At 74.0% G+C, this 16,807-nt stretch carries 15 protein-coding genes; 7 read left to right on the top strand and 8 right to left on the bottom strand.

Annotated elements, in window-relative coordinates; translation table 11 throughout:
- Positions 1 to 29 precede the first annotated feature (29 nt).
- Entirely contained in the window at positions 30 to 713 is a 684-nt protein-coding gene (locus ABZ452_RS09675; protein WP_357940769.1) for a TetR/AcrR family transcriptional regulator, read from the top strand.
- 6 nt (positions 714 to 719) lie between these two features.
- On the opposite strand, the gene ABZ452_RS09670 is transcribed toward ABZ452_RS09675, so the two are convergent.
- The 6 genes from ABZ452_RS09670 to ABZ452_RS09645 form a co-directional block, all read right to left on the bottom strand.
- Entirely contained in the window at positions 720 to 1,193 is a 474-nt protein-coding gene (locus ABZ452_RS09670) for a DUF4383 domain-containing protein (protein ID WP_357940767.1), read from the bottom strand.
- Positions 1,194 to 1,308: 115 nt separating this feature from the next.
- Entirely contained in the window at positions 1,309 to 1,764 is a 456-nt protein-coding gene (locus tag ABZ452_RS09665; protein ID WP_357940765.1) for a DUF4383 domain-containing protein, read from the bottom strand.
- 94 nt (positions 1,765 to 1,858) lie between these two features.
- Complete coding sequence (locus ABZ452_RS09660) at positions 1,859 to 3,658, bottom strand: ABC-F family ATP-binding cassette domain-containing protein (RefSeq protein WP_357940763.1); 1,800 nt, start codon at positions 3,656 to 3,658, stop codon at positions 1,859 to 1,861.
- A gap of 122 nt (positions 3,659 to 3,780) precedes the next feature.
- Entirely contained in the window at positions 3,781 to 4,734 is a 954-nt protein-coding gene (locus tag ABZ452_RS09655; protein ID WP_357940761.1) for a 4-(cytidine 5'-diphospho)-2-C-methyl-D-erythritol kinase, read from the bottom strand.
- 83 nt (positions 4,735 to 4,817) lie between these two features.
- Positions 4,818 to 5,687, bottom strand: a complete 870-nt coding sequence (gene rsmA, locus ABZ452_RS09650; RefSeq protein ID WP_357940759.1) for a 16S rRNA (adenine(1518)-N(6)/adenine(1519)-N(6))-dimethyltransferase RsmA — start codon at positions 5,685 to 5,687, stop codon at positions 4,818 to 4,820.
- Between the two features lie 13 nt (positions 5,688 to 5,700).
- On the bottom strand, positions 5,701 to 6,597 hold the full coding sequence (locus tag ABZ452_RS09645; RefSeq protein WP_357940757.1) for a TatD family hydrolase: 897 nt from the start codon (positions 6,595 to 6,597) through the stop codon (positions 5,701 to 5,703).
- Between the two features lie 81 nt (positions 6,598 to 6,678).
- Here ABZ452_RS09645 and ABZ452_RS09640 point away from each other — a divergent pair, with 81 nt between their 5' ends.
- Together ABZ452_RS09640 and ABZ452_RS09635 are read left to right on the top strand one after the other, a co-directional pair.
- Positions 6,679 to 7,917, top strand: coding sequence for a hypothetical protein (locus ABZ452_RS09640; RefSeq protein ID WP_357940755.1), 1,239 nt, complete (start codon positions 6,679 to 6,681; stop codon positions 7,915 to 7,917).
- A 60-nt stretch (positions 7,918 to 7,977) separates the two neighbouring features.
- On the top strand, positions 7,978 to 8,829 hold the full coding sequence (locus ABZ452_RS09635; RefSeq protein ID WP_357940753.1) for an alpha/beta hydrolase: 852 nt from the start codon (positions 7,978 to 7,980) through the stop codon (positions 8,827 to 8,829).
- Between the two features lie 58 nt (positions 8,830 to 8,887).
- Here the strand turns inward: ABZ452_RS09635 and metG are convergent, their stop codons facing one another.
- Positions 8,888 to 10,690, bottom strand: coding sequence for a methionine--tRNA ligase (gene metG, locus ABZ452_RS09630; protein ID WP_357940751.1), 1,803 nt, complete (start codon positions 10,688 to 10,690; stop codon positions 8,888 to 8,890).
- A 138-nt stretch (positions 10,691 to 10,828) separates the two neighbouring features.
- Between metG and ABZ452_RS09625 the strand changes: the two genes are divergently transcribed.
- Complete coding sequence (locus ABZ452_RS09625; protein WP_357940749.1) at positions 10,829 to 11,698, top strand: hypothetical protein; 870 nt, start codon at positions 10,829 to 10,831, stop codon at positions 11,696 to 11,698.
- 6 nt (positions 11,699 to 11,704) lie between these two features.
- Here ABZ452_RS09625 and rsmI read toward each other — a convergent pair whose 3' ends face one another.
- Complete coding sequence (rsmI, locus tag ABZ452_RS09620) at positions 11,705 to 12,553, bottom strand: 16S rRNA (cytidine(1402)-2'-O)-methyltransferase (protein ID WP_355053718.1); 849 nt, start codon at positions 12,551 to 12,553, stop codon at positions 11,705 to 11,707.
- A gap of 83 nt (positions 12,554 to 12,636) precedes the next feature.
- On the opposite strand from rsmI, the gene ABZ452_RS09615 reads away from it, so the two are divergent.
- The 3 genes from ABZ452_RS09615 (at position 12,637) to ABZ452_RS09605 (ending at position 16,798) form a co-directional block, all read left to right on the top strand.
- Positions 12,637 to 14,337: a phospholipid carrier-dependent glycosyltransferase gene (locus tag ABZ452_RS09615; RefSeq protein ID WP_357940746.1), complete on the top strand. Its 1,701-nt coding sequence runs from the start codon at positions 12,637 to 12,639 to the stop codon at positions 14,335 to 14,337.
- 401 nt (positions 14,338 to 14,738) lie between these two features.
- The gene (locus tag ABZ452_RS09610; protein ID WP_357940744.1) at positions 14,739 to 16,019 is read left to right on the top strand and encodes a VWA domain-containing protein; all 1,281 of its coding nucleotides are present in this window, start codon (positions 14,739 to 14,741) and stop codon (positions 16,017 to 16,019) included.
- A 2-nt stretch (positions 16,020 to 16,021) separates the two neighbouring features.
- Positions 16,022 to 16,798: a peptidase gene (locus tag ABZ452_RS09605; protein WP_357940742.1), complete on the top strand. Its 777-nt coding sequence runs from the start codon at positions 16,022 to 16,024 to the stop codon at positions 16,796 to 16,798.
- Positions 16,799 to 16,807 lie beyond the last annotated feature (9 nt).

The following is a 16,807-nucleotide window of genomic DNA, read 5'->3' as shown; positions in this document are numbered from 1 at the left end:
GCTGGGGCGGGTTTGGCAGGATGGGCCGGGTGACCGACGTTCCCGGCAGCGACGCCAGCACCGCCCGCCGGCGGGCCGTCCCGGCGGCGAAGCCCTCCCGGGTACGGATGTCCGCGACCCAGCGGCGCGAGCAGTTGATCTCGATCGCCCGGCAGATCTTCGCCGAGCGGGGGTTCGACGCGACCTCGATCGAGGAGGTGTCGGCCCGGGCGAAGGTCTCCAAGCCGGTGGTCTACGAGCATTTCGGCGGCAAGGAGGGGCTCTACGCGGTGGTGGTGGACCGGGAGGTCCGCTCGCTGCTGGACCGGATCACCACGGCGTTGACGGCGGGGCATCCGCGGGAGTTGCTGGAGCAGGCGGCGTTGACCCTGCTGACGTACATCGAGGAGGAGACCAGCGGGTTCCGGGTGCTGGTCCGGGAGTCGCCGTTGATGTCGGCGACGGGAAATTTCAGCAGCGTGATGAACGATGTGGCGCACCAGGTGGAGCACATCCTGGGCGCCGAGTTCTCCAGCCGGGGTTACGACCCGAAGCTGGCGGAGCTCTATTCGCAGGCGCTGGTGGGCATGGTGGCGTTGACCGGGCGCTGGTGGTTGGAGGTGCGCAAGCCGCGGAAGGAGACGGTGGCGGCGCACCTGGTGAACCTGGCCTGGAACGGCCTGTCGCACCTGGAGGCGAAGCCGGGTCTGATCACCGTCCGTAAGCGGGGCTGAGCCGGTTCAGCGGTGGGCGTCGGCGACGGGGTGTTCGCGGCGGCGTCGCTCGTCCGCGGCGTGCTGGTCCGTGCCGACCTTGTCGTAGAGGCCGGTGGCGAGCAGGATCAGCCCAAACACCAGCGAGATGAGAACGGTGGACATCGAGAAGTTGAGGAAGTTCGCCGACGTCTGCAGCACGGCCATCATGAGGATGCCGGTGACCAGGAAGACCGCCCCGGCGGTCAGGTTCATGTAGTGGCCGAGGTTGTCGCGGCGGGACGCGCCGATCAGCAGGAAGGCGCCGAACACCACGGAGACCAGGGAGAACGCCAGGTTGGTGCGGAGGCCGAGGGCCGTGGTGTTCTCCCGGCTGAAGAGCCCGTCGCCCCAGGTCTCGAAGACCCCGTAGACGCCGAATACCAGGATGTAGAGGCCGATGAGCCCGGACAGCACCCGGTAGAGCGGCCGTGCGGGGTGGTTCACCGGGAAGTGCGCCATGGGAGCCTCCGGTCTGCTGACTGATTTGGCGCAATTGTCCCCCGAGTTACCCGCTCCCGTCCCCGGAAAACGCCGAAGGCCCGGCGGGCGCCGGGCCTTCGGGGGTGGCTGCGGGTCAGAGCACCAGCCGGGCCTTCTGCCAGGCCTCGTGCTCGTCGTCGGTGCCGACCTTGCCGTACATGCCGACCATCAGGAGCACCAGGGAGAGCGTGAGCACCACGATGACGGTCATGATCGAGAAGTTGAAGACGTTGGCGTCGGTGTGGAGGAACGCCAGCTCGGCCAGGCCGAGGACCATCAGGACGTAGGCCAGCCACTGGTTGATCGCCACGTCGAGGTTGCGGCCGATCGCGGTGCCGACCAGGATCGCGGCGCCGAGCAGGATCGCGAGCATCGACAAGCCGAGGTTGGTGCCCTGGCCGAGGACCTTGGTGTCGTCCTGGGCGAGGACGTCGTTGCCGGCGCTGGCGATGATGCCGAGCACGCCGAAGACGACGAAGTACAGACCAACGAGCCCGCCGATCGCCCGGTAGACAGGCCGCGCGGGGTGGTTGACGGGGGTGTGGGCCATCTGTGCGTCTCCAAGACCGAACGGAAGAGGGGTCGCCTGCGATTGTCCCGCACGCCCGTCAGTGACGCCGCACACCCCCCACCCCGGGTCGGGGTCAGCCGGCCGGCAGTTCCTCGGCGAGGGCCAGCCAGGCCTCCTCGGTGCGGTCCCGTTCGGCCCGGACCTCCTTGAGCTGGGCGTCCAGCTCGGCGACCTTGGCGTAGTCGGTGGCGTTCGCGGCGAGCCGCTCGTGCAGCGTCGCCTCCTTCTGTTCGAGCTTGGCGATCTGCCGTTCCAGCCGGCTGAGCTCCTTCTTGGCGGTGCGTACCTCGGCGGCGGACATGCCCTCGCGGGCCGGGGCGCCCGCGGCCGGGGTGAGGTCCGCGGGCGCGGGGCCGCCGTGCGCGGCGGCGCGGGCCAGGTACTCGTCGACGCCGCCGGGGAGGTGCACCAGCCGGCCGTCGCCGAACATGCCGTACGCGACGTCGGTGACGCGCTCGATCAGGTAGCGGTCGTGGCTGGCCACGACGATCGTGCCGGGCCAGGAGTCGAGCAGGTCCTCCAGCGCGGCGAGCGTGTCGGTGTCCAGGTCGTTGGTGGGCTCGTCGAGGAGGAGCACGTTGGGTTCGCCGGCGAGCAGCCGCAGCATCTGGAGCCGGCGGCGCTCGCCGCCGGAGAGGTCGCTGACCGGGGTCCAGAGCCGCCGGTCGTCGAAGCCGAAGACCTCGGCGAGCTGCGCGGCGCTGATCTCCCGGTCGCCGAGCTGCACCCGCCGGGCCACCTCCTCGACGGCTTCGAGGACGCGCAGGTGGCCGGGGAGTTCGGCGAGTTCCTGGGAGAGGAACGCGGGGCGTACGGTCTGCCCGGCGGCGAACCGCCCGCCGTCGGGGCGGGTCACTCCGGCGAGCATCCGCAGCAGGGTGGTCTTGCCGGCGCCGTTGCGGCCGAGGATGGCGACGCGGTCGCCGGGGCCGACCTGCCAGGTGGTGCCGTGCAGGATCTCCTTCGGGCCGGCGTGCAGGGTGACCTGGTCGAGGTCGTACACCTGCTTGCCGAGCCGGGCGGTGGCGAGCCGTTGCAGCGACATGGTGTCGCGGGGTTCCGGCACGTCGGCGATGATCGCGTTGGCGGCGTCGATCCGGAACTTCGGCTTGGAGGTACGCGCGGGCGGGCCGCGGCGCAGCCAGGCGATCTCCTTGCGGAGCAGGTTCTGCCGGCGGGCCTCGGTGGCGGCGGCGACGCGCTGCCGCTCGACGCGGGCCAGGGTCCAGGCGGCGAAGCCGCCCTCGTAGGCCCGGACGGTCTGGTCGGCGACCTCCCAGGTGGTGGTGCAGACGGCGTCGAGGAACCAGCGGTCGTGGGTGACCACGACGAGCGCGCCCTTGCGGGTGACGAGGTGCCGGGCCAGCCAGTCGACGCCGCCGACGTCGAGGTGGTTGGTGGGCTCGTCGAGGATGAGCAGGTCGGCGTCGCGGACCAGCAGGGCGGCGAGCGCGACGCGGCGGCGTTCGCCGCCGGACATCGTCCCGACGGGCGCGTCGAGGCCGAGGTGGGGCATGCCGAGGCCGTCGAGGATGGCCCGGACGCCGGCGTCGCCGGCCCACTCGTGCTCGGCGCCCATGCTCTGGCCGAGCCAGGCGGTGCCGAGCACCACGTCCCGGACGGTGGCCTCGGGGGCCAGGGTCAGGTTCTGCGGCAGCCAGGAGACCCGCAGGTCGCGGCGGTGGGTGACGCGGCCGTCGTCGGGGTCCTCCTGCTTGGTGAGCAGGCGCAGCAGGGTGGACTTGCCGGCGCCGTTGAGGCCGACGACGCCGACCCGGTCGGCGTCGTCGAGGCCGAGCGAGACGTCGGTGAGCAGCGGCCCGGCGGCGCCGTACCCCTTGGACACCCGGTCCAGGTTGACGATGTTGGCCACGGAGCCACCCTTTCATGATCAAGGCGCCCCGGTGCCCGGGACGCCCGCCGTCAAGGGTACGCGGACCGCGCGGCGCGCCGCCCGCCAACCATGATCGACACCGGGTCGGCGGGCCGGAGGACTCAGACGATGCGGGCGCCGGGGACCGGCCCGTGCGCGACCCGGGCCTCCCGGCAGACGCCGGCGGCGGACAGGTCGGCGGCGATCCGGTTGGCGTGCGCCTCGTCGGTGGCGAGGAAGACGCAGGTCGGGCCCGAGCCGGAGACGAGGCCGGCGAGCGCCCCGGCCGCCTCGCCCGCCTTGAGCGTCTCGGCCAGCGACGGGCGCATGGTCAGCGCGGCGGCCTGGAGGTCGTTGCCGAGGGCCGCGGCGAGCACCCGCGGGTCGCGCTGGCGCAGCGCGCCCAGCAGGGTGTCGGTGCTGCCCAGCGGCTCCCCCGCGGTGCCGGCGTCGCGGAGCCGGTCCAGTTCCCGGTAGGCGGCCGGGGTCGAGAGGCCGCCGTCGGCGAGGGCCACCACCCAGTGCCAGGAGGTGGGGCGGGCCAGCACCGGGCTGACCGCCTCGCCCCGCCCGGTGCCCAACGCGGTGCCGCCGTGGATCAGGAACGGCACGTCGGAGCCGAGGTCGGCGGCGATCCCGGCCAGTTCGTCGCGGGACAGCCCGGTGCCCCAGAGCGCGTCGCAGGCGACCAGCGCGGCGGCCGCGTCGGCGCTGCCGCCGGCCAGCCCGCCGGCGAGCGGGATCTGCTTGCGCAGGTGCAGCCGGGCGTGCGGCAGGACGCCCGCGTAGCCGGCGAGGGCGTGGGCGGCCCGGATCACCAGGTTGGTGTCGTCCAGGGCCAGCTCGCCGGCGCCCTCGCCCTCCATGGTGAGGGTGAGCGTGTCGCCGCGGCGGGCGGTCAGCTCGTCGTAGATGGAGATGGCGTGGTAGACGGTGTTCAGCTCGTGGTAGCCGTCCCGGCGCAGCGGGCCCACCCCGAGGTGCAGGTTGACCTTGGCCGGCACCCGCACCTTCACCGGGCCGCTGGCCCCGCGCCGCTGCCCGCCCTCGTCGTCCGGTCGCCAGGCCTCGGTCACGGGACGATGTCCCGCGGGCGCAGGCGGATGTCGAACGGCTTCTGCACGGTCAGCTCCTCGGCGGGGTCGGCAACGGCGCCAGCCTACTGGGCGACCGCGGAAGCGGCCGGGGCCGACGCGGCGATCGCGGCGAACTGCTCCACGGTGAGTGACTCGCCGCGTGCGCCGGGGTCGACGCCGGCGGCGGTGAGCGCCGCGGCGGCCCGGTCCGCGCCGCCGGCCCAGCCGGCGAGGGCGGCGCGCAGGGTCTTGCGGCGCTGCGCGAACGCCGCGTCGACCACCGCGAAGACGGCCTCCCGGGGTACGTCGGGGCGGGGCGGCTCGCGCCGGGTGAAGGCGACCAGCCCGGAGTCGACGTTCGGCACCGGCCAGAAGACGTTCGGCGGGACCTTGCCGGCGGCGCGGGAGCGGGCGTACCAGGCGAGTTTCACCGACGGGATGCCGTACACCTTGGAGCCGGGACCGGCGACGAGCCGGTCGGCGACCTCCTTCTGCACCATCACGAGGCCGTGGCGCAGGGTGGGCAGCTCGGCGAGCAGGTGCAGCACCACCGGCACGGCCACGTTGTACGGCAGGTTCGCCACCAGCGCGGTCGGCGCCGGGTCGGCCAGCTCGGCGGCGGTGACCCGCAGCGCGTCGGCGGGGTGCACGGTGAGCCGGGCGGCGTCCGGGCCCGCGAACCGGGCGGCGGTCTCCGGCAGCGCGGCGGCCAGGGCGGGGTCGAGTTCCACGGCGTGCACGTGCGCGGCCACCGGGAGCAGGGCCAGGGTGAGCGAGCCGAGCCCGGGGCCGACCTCCAGCGCCACGTCGTCCGGTGCGAGCCCGGCGGTGGTGACGATCCGGCGGACCGTGTTGGGGTCGTGCACGAAGTTCTGGCCGAGCTTCTTGGTCGGTGTCACGCCGAGCCGCGCGGCGAGTTCCCGGATCTCCGCCGGGCCGAGGAGTCCGGTCACGCCGGGCATCCTTTCACCACGGCCCGAAGGCGCGCTCGCCGGTCGCGGAGATCGCCGCGCACAGCTCGTCGAGGTCGGCGCCGGTGGTCTCGGCCAGGAACCGCACGGTCAGCGGGATGAGGTACGAGGCGTTCGGCCGCCCCCGGTGCGGCATGGGGGTGAGGTACGGCGCGTCGGTCTCCACGAGCAGCTGCCCGGGCGGGGTGACCGCGGCGGCCTCGCGGAGCGCCGTGGCGCTGCCGAAGGTGACCGTGCCGGCGAAGCTGAGCAGGTAGCCCCGGCGGACGCACTCGCGGGCGAAGTCGGCGTCGCCGGAGAAGCAGTGCAGCACCACGGTGTCCGGGGCGCCCTCGTCGTCGAGGATCCGCAGCACGTCGGCGTGCGCGTCCCGGTCGTGGATGACCAGCGCCTTGCCGTGCCGCTTGGCGATGGCGATGTGCGCCCGGAAGCTCTCCTCCTGCGCGGCCCGCCCCTCGTCGCCGGTGCGGAAGAAGTCCATGCCGGTCTCGCCGACGCCGCGGACCCGGGCGCGGCCGGCGAGCGCCTCGATCTCGCGCAGCGCCTCGTCCAGGTCGGCCAGGCGGGGCGCCTCGTTCGGGTGCAGCGCCACGGTGGCCAGGACCGCGCCGTAGCGCTCCGCCACGTCGGCGCCCCACCGGGACGACTCGACGTCGACGCCGACCTGCACGAGCCGGTCCACGCCGACGCCGGCGGCCACCGCGACGGCCGCGCCCACCGGGTCGTCGGCGGGTCCCCCGGGTACGCCGGCCTCGCTGACCGTGATGTCGAGGTGGGTGTGGCTGTCCAGCACGGGCACCGCCAGCGGCTCCGGTGCGGGCGGGAACTCACCGGCGCGGCGGGCGGCGCGCTGCTTGCGGGTTTCGGTCTGCTCGCTCATCGCGGCCAGCATCACACACCGCCGGGGCCGGCGTTTCCGGACCGCCACCGACTGTTCACGTGCACCACATCTGCCGCGCCTACGGTCCGGTGCGTGACCGTCACTCCTCAGGCCGGCGAGGCCGCCCCCGAGCGGACCGGGCTGCGCGTGACGTACGACGGCCGCGTCCACCCCGCGGAGGAGATCGCCCGGGGCGCGGCGTACGAGCTGTTCAGCGCCGACGAGGCGCCCGGGTTCGAGTGGGCGCCCCGGCCCGGGGTGGCGTACCCGTGGCGGAAGTTCGTGCACGTCACCGAGGTGAGCGCGGTGCACGGGGCGGCGGAGCCGACGGAGGACCCCGACCCGCCGCTGCTCATGCCCCTGCACCGGGAGCACGGCTGGGCGTACCTGCACCAGCTCAGCCAGCAGCCGGGTGCGGCCGGCGACCCGACCCTCGCGGCGGTGCGCGGCTCGGCGGTGATCCGGCCGGGCACCCGGATGGTGAAGGTGCTCTCCGCCCGCCAGCTCGCCGGCTACGTGCGGGGCTGGCTGCCGCACGGCTTCTGCCACCGGGAGCACGACGTGGCGCACCTGCGTACCCCGGCGGGGATGGCGGTGCTGCGCGGCGACTCGGAGGGCGGCGACGTGGCGTACGCGCTGCGCTGGCGCGCCACCGACCCGGCCGACTACGACGTGCCGGTCGGCCCGTCACACCGAGGGCTGACCGCGCTGGCGCCGCGGGACCGGCTCGGGCCGCCGGTGCTGGGCACCGGGTTCGTGCCGAGCAACGCCCAGCTCGTCCCCGAGTTCGTCACCCGCGACTTCGCCGACCTGCCGATGCCGGCCAACGCCACCCTGCTCGCCTACCCGGCGGAGGGGGTGGAGGTGGTGCTCTACACCTACCAGGCGGAGCAGCGGGGCTGGCTGCGCATGGTCGGCCCGCAGTGGCGGCACCTGCTCGCCGCGGTGCCCGGCCTCTCCCCCGACCAGGAGTACGTGCCGACCAGCGATGCGCCCCGCTCCACCCGGCTCGTCGGCGGGTACGGCGGCATGGAGTACGAGGCGGTGGCCGACCAGCCCGGCGGGTTCCGGGTGCTGGCCATGACCCGGGCGGCCCGCTACCCGGTGGAGTCGGCGGCCCGCCGGCTGCGTTACGCCGCCTGGCGCGGGGTGCCCTGCCTGGTGCTCCGTGAGGAGGCGGGCTGGCTGCGGCTGCGGCTGTGCCGGCCCGATCCGGACGCGGTGGCCACCACCGGGGCGCAGTGCCACGAGCGGGGCGTCTACGAGACGTGGGCGCCGGGCGCCGAGCTGACCGACGACCGGGTGGTGGATCTGCCCTACCGGACGGCATAACGGGGGACGGGCGGGGAAAGCGCGGGCGTCCGAGACGCACGCAAGGGGAGAGAACCCGACATGCCTTTCGTCACCGTCGGTACGGAGAATTCCGCACCCATCGACCTCTACTACGAGGATCACGGCTCCGGCCAGCCGATCGTCCTGATCCACGGGTTCCCGTTCAACGGGGCGACCTGGGAGAAGATGGCCAACCCGCTGCTCGCGGCCGGCTACCGGGTGATCACGTACGACCGGCGCGGATTCGGCAACTCCGCCCAACCGGCGTTCGGCTACGACTACAACACCTTCTCGGCCGACCTCGACGTGCTGATGACCGAGTTGGACCTGCGCAACGCGATCCTGATCGGGCACTCGATGGGCACCGGCGAGGTGACTCGCTACCTCGGGGCGTACGGGTCGGACCGGGTGGACCGGGCGGTGCTGATGGCCCCGTTGGCGCCGTTCCTGCTGAAGACGGCCGACAATCCGGAGGGTGTCGACAAGAGCCTGTTCGAGGGGTTCAAGGCGGCCATCATCCAGGACCGGTTCGCCTACCTGACCCAGTTCTGCGACGCCTTCTTCAACTACAGCGAGAACAAGGGCAAGTGGGTCAGCGAGGAGGCGTACCGGGCGCACTGGGAAATCGGCGCGCGGGCGTCGGCGAAGGGCACCCACGACTCCGTGGACGCCTGGCTCACGGACTTCCGGGGCGACCTGCCGAACATCAACATCCCCGTGCTGATCATCCAGGGCGACAAGGACAACGTCCTGCCCTACCCGGTCACCGGCCAGCGGTTGCAGCACATGCTCCCCAACTGCCAGATGATCACCTTGAAGGGGGCGCCGCACGGCACGCCGTGGACCCACCCCACCGAGGTCAACAAGGCGATCATGGAGTTCATCGGCGCGCCGAGCATGGCGCGCGCCTGAGCCACCGACGGCGACGGCCCCGGGGACACCCCCGGGGCCGCGTCGTGCGTCGGTCGGCTCAGCCGGCCAGCCGGGCCAGTTCCTCGTCGACGATCGACGGGTCGAGCTTGCGGAACACCGGCTTCGGCGCCGCGAGCGGCCGGCCCGCCTCCAGTGGTACGGACTCCCACCGCGCACCGACCGTGTAGTCACCGGTCAGCACCGGGTACGCCGGCCCGCCGTCGAGGTCCTCGACCTCCTCGATCACCGGCATGGGCGCGTGCACCCCGGTGCCGCCGAGCAGCTCGTGGATCTTCTGGGCGGCGTGCGGCAGGAACGGGGTGAGCAGCGTGTTGGCGTCGCTGACCACCTGGAGGGCGACGTGCAGGATGGTGCCCATCCGCGGCTTGTCCTCCTCGCCCTTGAGCTTCCAGGGCGCCTGCTCGGACAGGTACTTGTTGGCCTCGGCGACGACCTTCATGGCCTCGCCGATGGCCTGCTTCTGCCGGTGCCGGGCGATCAGGTCGCCGACGGTGGCGAAGCCCGCCCGGGCGGTCTCCAGCAGGGCCCGGTCGGCGTCGGTGAGCCCGGCCGGGTCGACCGGCGGGATCGCGCCGAAGTTCTTCGCCGCCATCGAGATGGACCGGTTGACCAGGTTGCCCCAGCCGGCGACCAGCTCGTCGTTGTTGCGGCGGAGGAACTCGGCCCAGGTGAAGTCGGTGTCGTTGCTCTCCGGGCCGGCCACCGCGATGAAGTAGCGCAGCGCGTCGGCGTCGTACCGCTCCAGGAAGTCCCGGACGTAGATGACGACCTTGCGGGAGGAGGAGAACTTCCGGCCCTCCATGGTCAGGTATTCGCTGGAGACGACCTCGGTGGGCAGGTTGAGCCGGCCCAGCCGGCCGGGCTCGCCGTCCCGGGAGCCCTCGCCGGAGTAGCCGCCGAGCAGCGCCGGCCAGATCACCGAGTGGAAGACGATGTTGTCCTTGCCCATGAAGTAGTAGCCCCGGGCGTCCTTGCCCTCGCCGTCGGCGGACCACCACTTACGCCAGGCCTCGGGGTCCCCGGTGCGGCGGGCCCACTCGATGGAGGCCGACAGGTAGCCGATGACCGCGTCGAACCAGACGTAGATCCGCTTGTCGGGCCGGTCGCGCCAGCCGTCGAGCGGGATGGGCACGCCCCACTCCAGGTCGCGGGTGATGGCCCGGGGCTGGAGGTCGTCGAGCAGGTTGCGGGAGAACCGGAGCACGTTGGGGCGCCAGCCCTCCCGGTTGTCCAGCCACTGCCGCAGCGCGTCGGCCAGGGCGGGCAGGTCGAGGAAGAAGTGCTCGGTCTCGACGAACTCCGGCGTCTCGCCGTTGATCTTCGACTTGGGGTTGATCAGGTCGATCGGGTCGAGCTGGTTGCCGCAGTTGTCGCACTGGTCGCCGCGGGCGCTGTCGTAGCCGCAGATCGGGCAGGTGCCCTCGATGTAGCGGTCGGGCAGGGTCCGGCCGGTGGACGGGGAGATCGCCCCGGTGGTGACCTTGGGGACGATGTAGCCGTTGCGGTGGAGCCCCTCGAACAGCTCCTGCACCACCGCGTAGTGGTTGCGGGTGGTGGTCCGGGTGAACAGGTCGTACGACAGGCCCAGCGCCCGCAGGTCCTCGGCGATCACCCGGTTGTAGCGGTCGGCCAGCTCGCGCGGGGTGACCCCCTCGGCGTCGGCCTGCACCTGGATCGGGGTGCCGTGCTCGTCGGTGCCGGAGACCATGAGCACGTCGTGACCGGCCATCCGCATGTACCGGGCGAAGACGTCGGAGGGAACGCCGAATCCGGATACGTGGCCGATGTGGCGCGGGCCGTTGGCGTAGGGCCAGGCGACCGCGGCGAGAACGTGACTCATGAGCGCCAAGCCTAGTGAGTGCCGCGGGGCACCGGCGAACCAATAGGGCGCGTACCACGGGCCGACCCCGCCCGTACGCCCGATTTGTCGCCGACACGCGGCCTGAGCTGCCCGGCGGCCCTGCCCAGCCGGTGTCAAATGAACGGCGTGACCAGCAGACCAGCGGCACCCGGGCAGGGCGGGCCCTCCTCCGCGCCCGCGACCGAGGAGGCCCCGCGTCGGACCCCGGCGCGCGGCACGTCGGTGGCTCCCCAGCCCCGGCTGGACCCGGCGGACCCGCCCGTCGAGGTGGAACCGACCACCGGCGCGCCGGTGGACGCCGTCCCGCGCCGGGTGCCGGTCCGGCAACCGCGCTGGCACCGGCGGTCCGCCCCGGCGGACGGCGGCACGACCTGGGCCCCGATCGAGGAGGTGCACTGGGACGGCACCCCGCTGCGGGAGGAGCCGCGCCGCCGGTCCGCGCCGTGGCCCGTGCGCCGGTGGGCGTCCCGCCGCGCCCGGGCCCGCGCGGCCCCTCCCCCGGACCCGGTCACCGGCCTGTCCGTGCTGCTGTCGCTGAGCCTGCTGGCCGCGTTCTTCGCCTGGGTGAGCGCCGGGCCGCTCTGGCTGGCCCTGGGGCACGGGACGAGCGGCACCGCCGTGATCACCGACTGCACCGGCGGCGGGCTGACGCAGCGCTGCCGCGGGCTCTTCCTGGCCGACGGCGAGCGCTTCCTGGCCCACGGTGTCCGGGTCAGCGGGGTGCCGGCCGACCGCACCGCCACCGGCTCGGTGCTGCCCGCCCGGATGACCGGGCCGGCCGGCGGCACCGCCTACGCGGACGCCGGCGCCGGCCGGCACCTGCGCTGGCTGCTCGGGCTGCTGATGGTGGCCGGCTGCGCCGCCGGCATCGCCCGGTGGACCGGCGCGACCCGGCTGCCGGACCGCCGGCACCGCCGCTGGGCGGTGGGCGTGGCGCTGGCCGGCCCGCTGCTGATCACCGTCGGGTTCCTGGCCTGGGCCTGGTAGCCGCGGTCAGCTGTGCACGACCGTGTAGACCTCGCGGCGGCGCAGCCCGTACTCCGTGGCCACCTCGGTGACGGCGTCGCGCCGGGACAGCCCGGCCGCCTCCCGCGCGGCCACCGCGGCGCGCAGCGTGTCGTCGTCGGGCCGGACGGCCGCAGCCGGCGGCGCACCGGCCACGACCAAGGTGATCTCGCCGCGCGGGTCGCCCGCCGCGGCCCACTCGGCCAGCTCGCCGAGCGGCCGGCGGACCACCTCCTCGTACGTCTTCGTCAGCTCGCGGCAGAGCGCGGCGGGCCGGTCCGGGCCGAACGCCTCGGCCAGGTCGGCCAGCGCACCGGCGATCCGGTGCGGCGCCTCGAAGAGCACCAGGGTGCGCTCCTCGGCGGCCAGCGCGCGCAGCCGGGACCGGCGGGCGCCCGGCGTGCGGGGCAGGAAGCCCTCGAAGCAGAACCGGTCGCACGGCAGGCCGGACAGCGCCAGGGCGGTGGTCACGGCGCTCGGCCCGGGGGCCGCCGTGACCGGGACGCCGGCGTCGAGGGCGGCCCGGACCAGCCGGTAGCCGGGGTCGGAGACGCTGGGCATCCCGCCATCGGTGACCAGCGCGACGGTGTAGCCGGCGGCGAGCACGTCGACCAGTTCCGGGGTGCGCCGCTCCTCGTTGCCCTCGAAGTAGGAGACGATCCGGCCCGGCACGGTGACCGCCAGGTCGCGGGCCAGCCGGGTGAGCCGCCGGGTGTCCTCGGCGGCGACCACGTCCGCGGCGGCGAGCACCTCGCGGAACCGGGCGGACGCGTCGGCCGGGTTGCCCAGCGGCGCACCGAGCAGCACCAGGCGGCCAACCTCGGACATTTCACCCACGACGTGCGCTCCTTCATCGACGGCCGTACCAATCTCGGGGACGACGGGCGCCACCGGGCACCTTCGCAGCCTACGATCGCCGGGTGACGAGTGCGTCGACAGCACAGAGCGCGAACGCGGGCGGGTCCGCCGTCGAGCCGACCACCGCCGACCAGGCCACCGGCCCCGCCACGAGTGGCGGTGGTGGCCGGATCCCGGCCGTCGTCCGGCGACGGCTCGACACCGTCGACGCCCGCCTCGACCGGGGGCGCGCGTGGCTGGCCACCGGGGTCGTGGTGGCGATCGCGGCCATCCTGCGCTTCGTCGGGCTGAGCGGCCCCAACGGGAAGATCTTCGACGAGATCTACTACGCCCGTGACGCGTACGGGCTGATCGATCGCGGCGTCGAGTGGAACTACAAGGACAACGGCCCGTCGTACGTGGTGCACCCGCCGCTGGGCAAGTGGCTCATCGGCCTCGGCGAGTGGGCCTTCGGCTACCAGGACGCGGAGACCAAGATCTCCGTGCCGGGGCACCTGCTCACCACCGCCCCCGAGTTCGGCTGGCGGTTCGCGGCGGCCGTCGCCGGCACCCTGTCGGTGCTGCTGCTGGTGCGGATCGGCCGGCGGATGTTCCGCTCCACCACGCTGGGCTGCGCGGCCGGGCTGCTGCTCGCCCTGGACGGCTTCCACTTCGTGCTCTCCCGCACCGCGCTGCTCGACATCTTCCTGCTCCTGTTCGTGCTGGCGGCGTTCGGCGCGCTGGTGCTCGACCGGGACGCCCGGCGGCGGCGCTGGACCCGGGCGCTGGAGGCGGGGCTCGACCCGTCGCTGCCGGGGCGGGCGGGCCGGCCGCCGTCGACCTGGCGGGACTGGCCGTGGTGGCGGCTGGTCGCCGGGGTGCTGCTCGGCTGCGCCTGCGCGGTCAAGTGGAGCGGCCTCTACTTCGTCCCGGCCTTCGCGCTGCTGGTGCTCCTCTGGGAGGTGGGCGTACGCCGCTCGGCCGGGGTCCGCCGCCCGTGGCGGGACGCCCTGCTGGACGAGCTGCCCTGGCTGCTGGCGGCCGGCGTGCTGATGGTCGTCACCTACGTGCTCACCTGGTCGGGCTGGCTGCTCGGTGACGAGGGCTACTACCGCCTGGCCAGCCGCTACCCGAACACCCCGGGGCTGAGCGACACTCCGGTCATCGGGCCGCTGATCAACCTGTGGGAATACCACAAGGCGGCGTACGGCTTCCACACCCAGCTCGACGACCCGCACAAGTACCAGTCCTGGCCGTGGCAGTGGCTGCTGCTCGGCCGGCCGGTCGCGTTCTACTGGTCCGGCGACGGCAACTGCGGCGCGCCGAGCTGCGCCTCGGAGATCCTGCTGCTGGGCACCCCGCTGCTGTGGTGGTCGTTCCTGCCGGCCCTGGCGGCGACGGTCTGGCTCGGCCTGGCCCGGCGCGACTGGCGGGCCGGGGCCATCCTGCTGAGCGTGGCCGCCGGCCTGCTGCCCTGGTTCTGGTTCGCCCTCGACGGCCGCACGATGTTCTCCTTCTACGCCGCGCCGGCGGTGCCGTTCCTCGTGCTGGCGGTGGTCTACGTGCTCGGCGCGATCGTCTCGCCCGCACCGGCGGCCGGCACGGCGGCGCCACCGAGCGCCGAGGCCGCCGCCGACCGCCGCCTGGTCGGCGGGATCATCGCGGGCGTCTACGTGCTGCTGGTCGGCCTCTGTTTCGGCTACTTCTACCCGATCTTCGTGGGCCGGCTGATGACCTACGCGGACTGGTCCGCCCGGATGTGGTTGGACGGCCGCTGGATCTGACCGGCGCGGCCCGGCGGGGGCGCCCCGCCGGGCCGGAAAACCGGTTGCGATCAGGGGCCCGTCCGTCGGCGGCGCCATCGGGCACGAAAAAGCGCGCCCCGATCGCCTGCCACGGGGGAAGCGGGCGATTGGGGCGCGCAAGACAGAGCTTAACCACAGTGCGGCAGTGGCACAACGGGTCGACCCTGGTCAGATTTCCGACGAATGCGCCACCCCACAAAAGGTTTACATCGGGCACCTCACGGTGCGTCACGCTGCGGAAACGTCACGAATTCCTTACCATTTGCCGGCCCGCGGGCGGGGCGGCACACAACTCCTGATCATCGGGCTCAACGCATCGATCCACCTCGACGCCCGGACCCCGATGATCTTCCACAGTGGATCTCGCTACACTTCGCCCAGTGATCAACAAGAGACGATCGGCGGCCGTCCTGATCGGACTGCTGGCGACGACCGCGCTGATCGGTCCGCCGCCCGCCGCCGCCGACGACGAGACCGCCGAACCCCCCGCCGAGCCGCCCAAGGTCGAACTGGTCCTGGACGTCAGCGGCTCGATGCGGGCCCGGGACATCGACGGGCGCAGCCGGATCTCCGTCGCCCAGCAGGCGTTCAACGAGGTGGTCGACGCGCTGCCGGACGGGACGCAGCTCGGCATCCGGGTGCTCGGCGCCACCTACCGGGGCAAGGACAAGAAGCAGGGCTGCCAGGACACCCAGCAGATCGTGCCGGTCGGCCCCGTGGACCGTACGCAGGCCAAGGCGGCCGTCGCCACGCTGCGCCCGACCGGCTTCACCCCGGTGGGGCTCGCGCTCCGCTCCGCGGCACAGGACCTGGGCACCGGCAGCACGGCCCGCCGGATCGTGCTGATCACCGACGGCGAGGACACCTGCGCACCGCCCGACCCCTGCCAGGTGGCCCGCGAGCTGGCCGCGCAGGGCACCCGGTTGGTCGTCGACACGCTCGGCCTGGCCCCCGACGAGAAGGTTCGCCGGCAGCTGCTGTGCATCGCCGGGGCGACCGGCGGCACGTACACCGCGGCGCAGAGCGCCGACGAGCTGACCGGGCGGATCAAGCAGCTGGTGGACCGGGCCCGGGACACGTACACCGCCACCCCGACCGTGGTCGGCGGGTCGGCGGCGTGCGACGGCGCGCCGCTGCTCGCTCCCGGCGTCTACACCGACCGGGAGGCGTTCGCCGAGCACCGCTGGTACCGGGTGCCGGTGCGGCCCGGGCAGGAGCTGCGCGCCTCGGTGAGCGTCGCGCTGGACCGGCCGGTGAATCCGGACTACGGCGTGCTGCTGCGCGCCACCGCTCCCGACGGGCGGGAACTGGTCCGGGGTGTCGACGCCGGCAGCGGGCGTACCGACGTGGTCTCGGCCGGGCTGCGCTGGTCGGCCGCCGAGGAGGAGGGCCCCGAACCCGCTCCGAGCGGGGTGCAGCCGGCGCGGACCGTGTGCCTGGTGGTCAGCAACTCGTTCGCGCCGCGCCCCGGCACCCAGATCAGCCCGGGCATGCCGGTGGAGTTGACCGTGGACGTGGTCGCCGCGTCCCCCGCCCCGGACGGGCCGGACCTCGGCCGCGGCTGGGCGCTGCTGCTCCTGCTCACCCTGGCCGGGTTGATCACCGGGCTGGTCGCCGGGCTGCTCACCCGCTGGTGGGTGGCCACGTGGAGGGAGAACTGAGGATGCGTACCCTGATCCGCTCCGCGGCGGCGCTGACCGCCGCCGGGGGGCTGGCCCTCACCCCCACGGCCGCCGCCGCGGCGCCGACTCCCTCGCCCGGCGCGGCCACCGTCACCAAGGCCGGCACCTCGTTCCTGACCGCCACGACCATCAACCCCGGTCAGCCCGTCCGGGTGGGCGCCTCGACCGGCGACCACCTCTACTGGTCGTTCCCCGCCGAGGCCGGCGAGGTCCACGAGGTCACCGCCACGGTCTCGTTCGGCAAGGCGCGCACCGGCCCGTCCACCTGGACCGTCGATGTCTTCGACGGGCTGCGCCGCCGGCAGGCGTGCACGGCCGGCGCGCAGACCCCGACCGCGGCGGCGACCGCGACCGGCGTGACCCTCGGGTGCACGCTGCGCCGGGTCCGGCCCTGGGCGGAGCCGTGGTCCGGCGACCCGCTGCCCGGCACCTACTACCTGCGGCTCTCGGTCACCGACCTGCCGGAGGCCGACCTCGGCCTGCCGGTCGAGGTGGACCTGCTGGTCGGCGCCGACACCGCGGGCGGCGGGTCCGGCGACGACGGGGAGCTGGCGGCCCCACTGGTGGCGAACACCAGGGCCGGCACGGTGCTCACCGCGGAGCCGGCCCCCGAGCCCGTCGCCGGCGACGAATCCGCCTTCAGCGGCTGGCTCCCGGAGCCCGGCTCGCGCTGGGTCTGGACCGGTGCGGGCGGGGTGCTCGCCGCCGTGGCGGGCGTGGTGGGCTTCGCGCTCACCCGGCGGCCCCGCCGCCGGTGAGCCCGCGAC

The organism is Micromonospora sp. NPDC005707 (assembly GCF_040631005.1).
Taxonomy (GTDB): Bacteria; Actinomycetota; Actinomycetes; order Mycobacteriales; family Micromonosporaceae; genus Micromonospora.
This window is presented reverse-complemented; position numbering and strand designations above follow the sequence as displayed.

Coding starts and splice junctions, on each gene's coding strand:
- metG (WP_357940751.1), bottom strand. CDS start 10,690: ATGAGTCACGTTCTCGCCGCGGTCGCCTGGCCCTACGCCAACGGCCCG.
- ABZ452_RS09665 (WP_357940765.1), bottom strand. CDS start 1,764: ATGGCCCACACCCCCGTCAACCACCCCGCGCGGCCTGTCTACCGGGCG.
- ABZ452_RS09645 (WP_357940757.1), bottom strand. CDS start 6,597: ATGCTGGCCGCGATGAGCGAGCAGACCGAAACCCGCAAGCAGCGCGCC.
- ABZ452_RS09625 (WP_357940749.1), top strand. CDS start 10,829: ATGAACGGCGTGACCAGCAGACCAGCGGCACCCGGGCAGGGCGGGCCC.
- ABZ452_RS09670 (WP_357940767.1), bottom strand. CDS start 1,193: ATGGCGCACTTCCCGGTGAACCACCCCGCACGGCCGCTCTACCGGGTG.
- ABZ452_RS09635 (WP_357940753.1), top strand. CDS start 7,978: ATGCCTTTCGTCACCGTCGGTACGGAGAATTCCGCACCCATCGACCTC.
- ABZ452_RS09605 (WP_357940742.1), top strand. CDS start 16,022: ATGCGTACCCTGATCCGCTCCGCGGCGGCGCTGACCGCCGCCGGGGGG.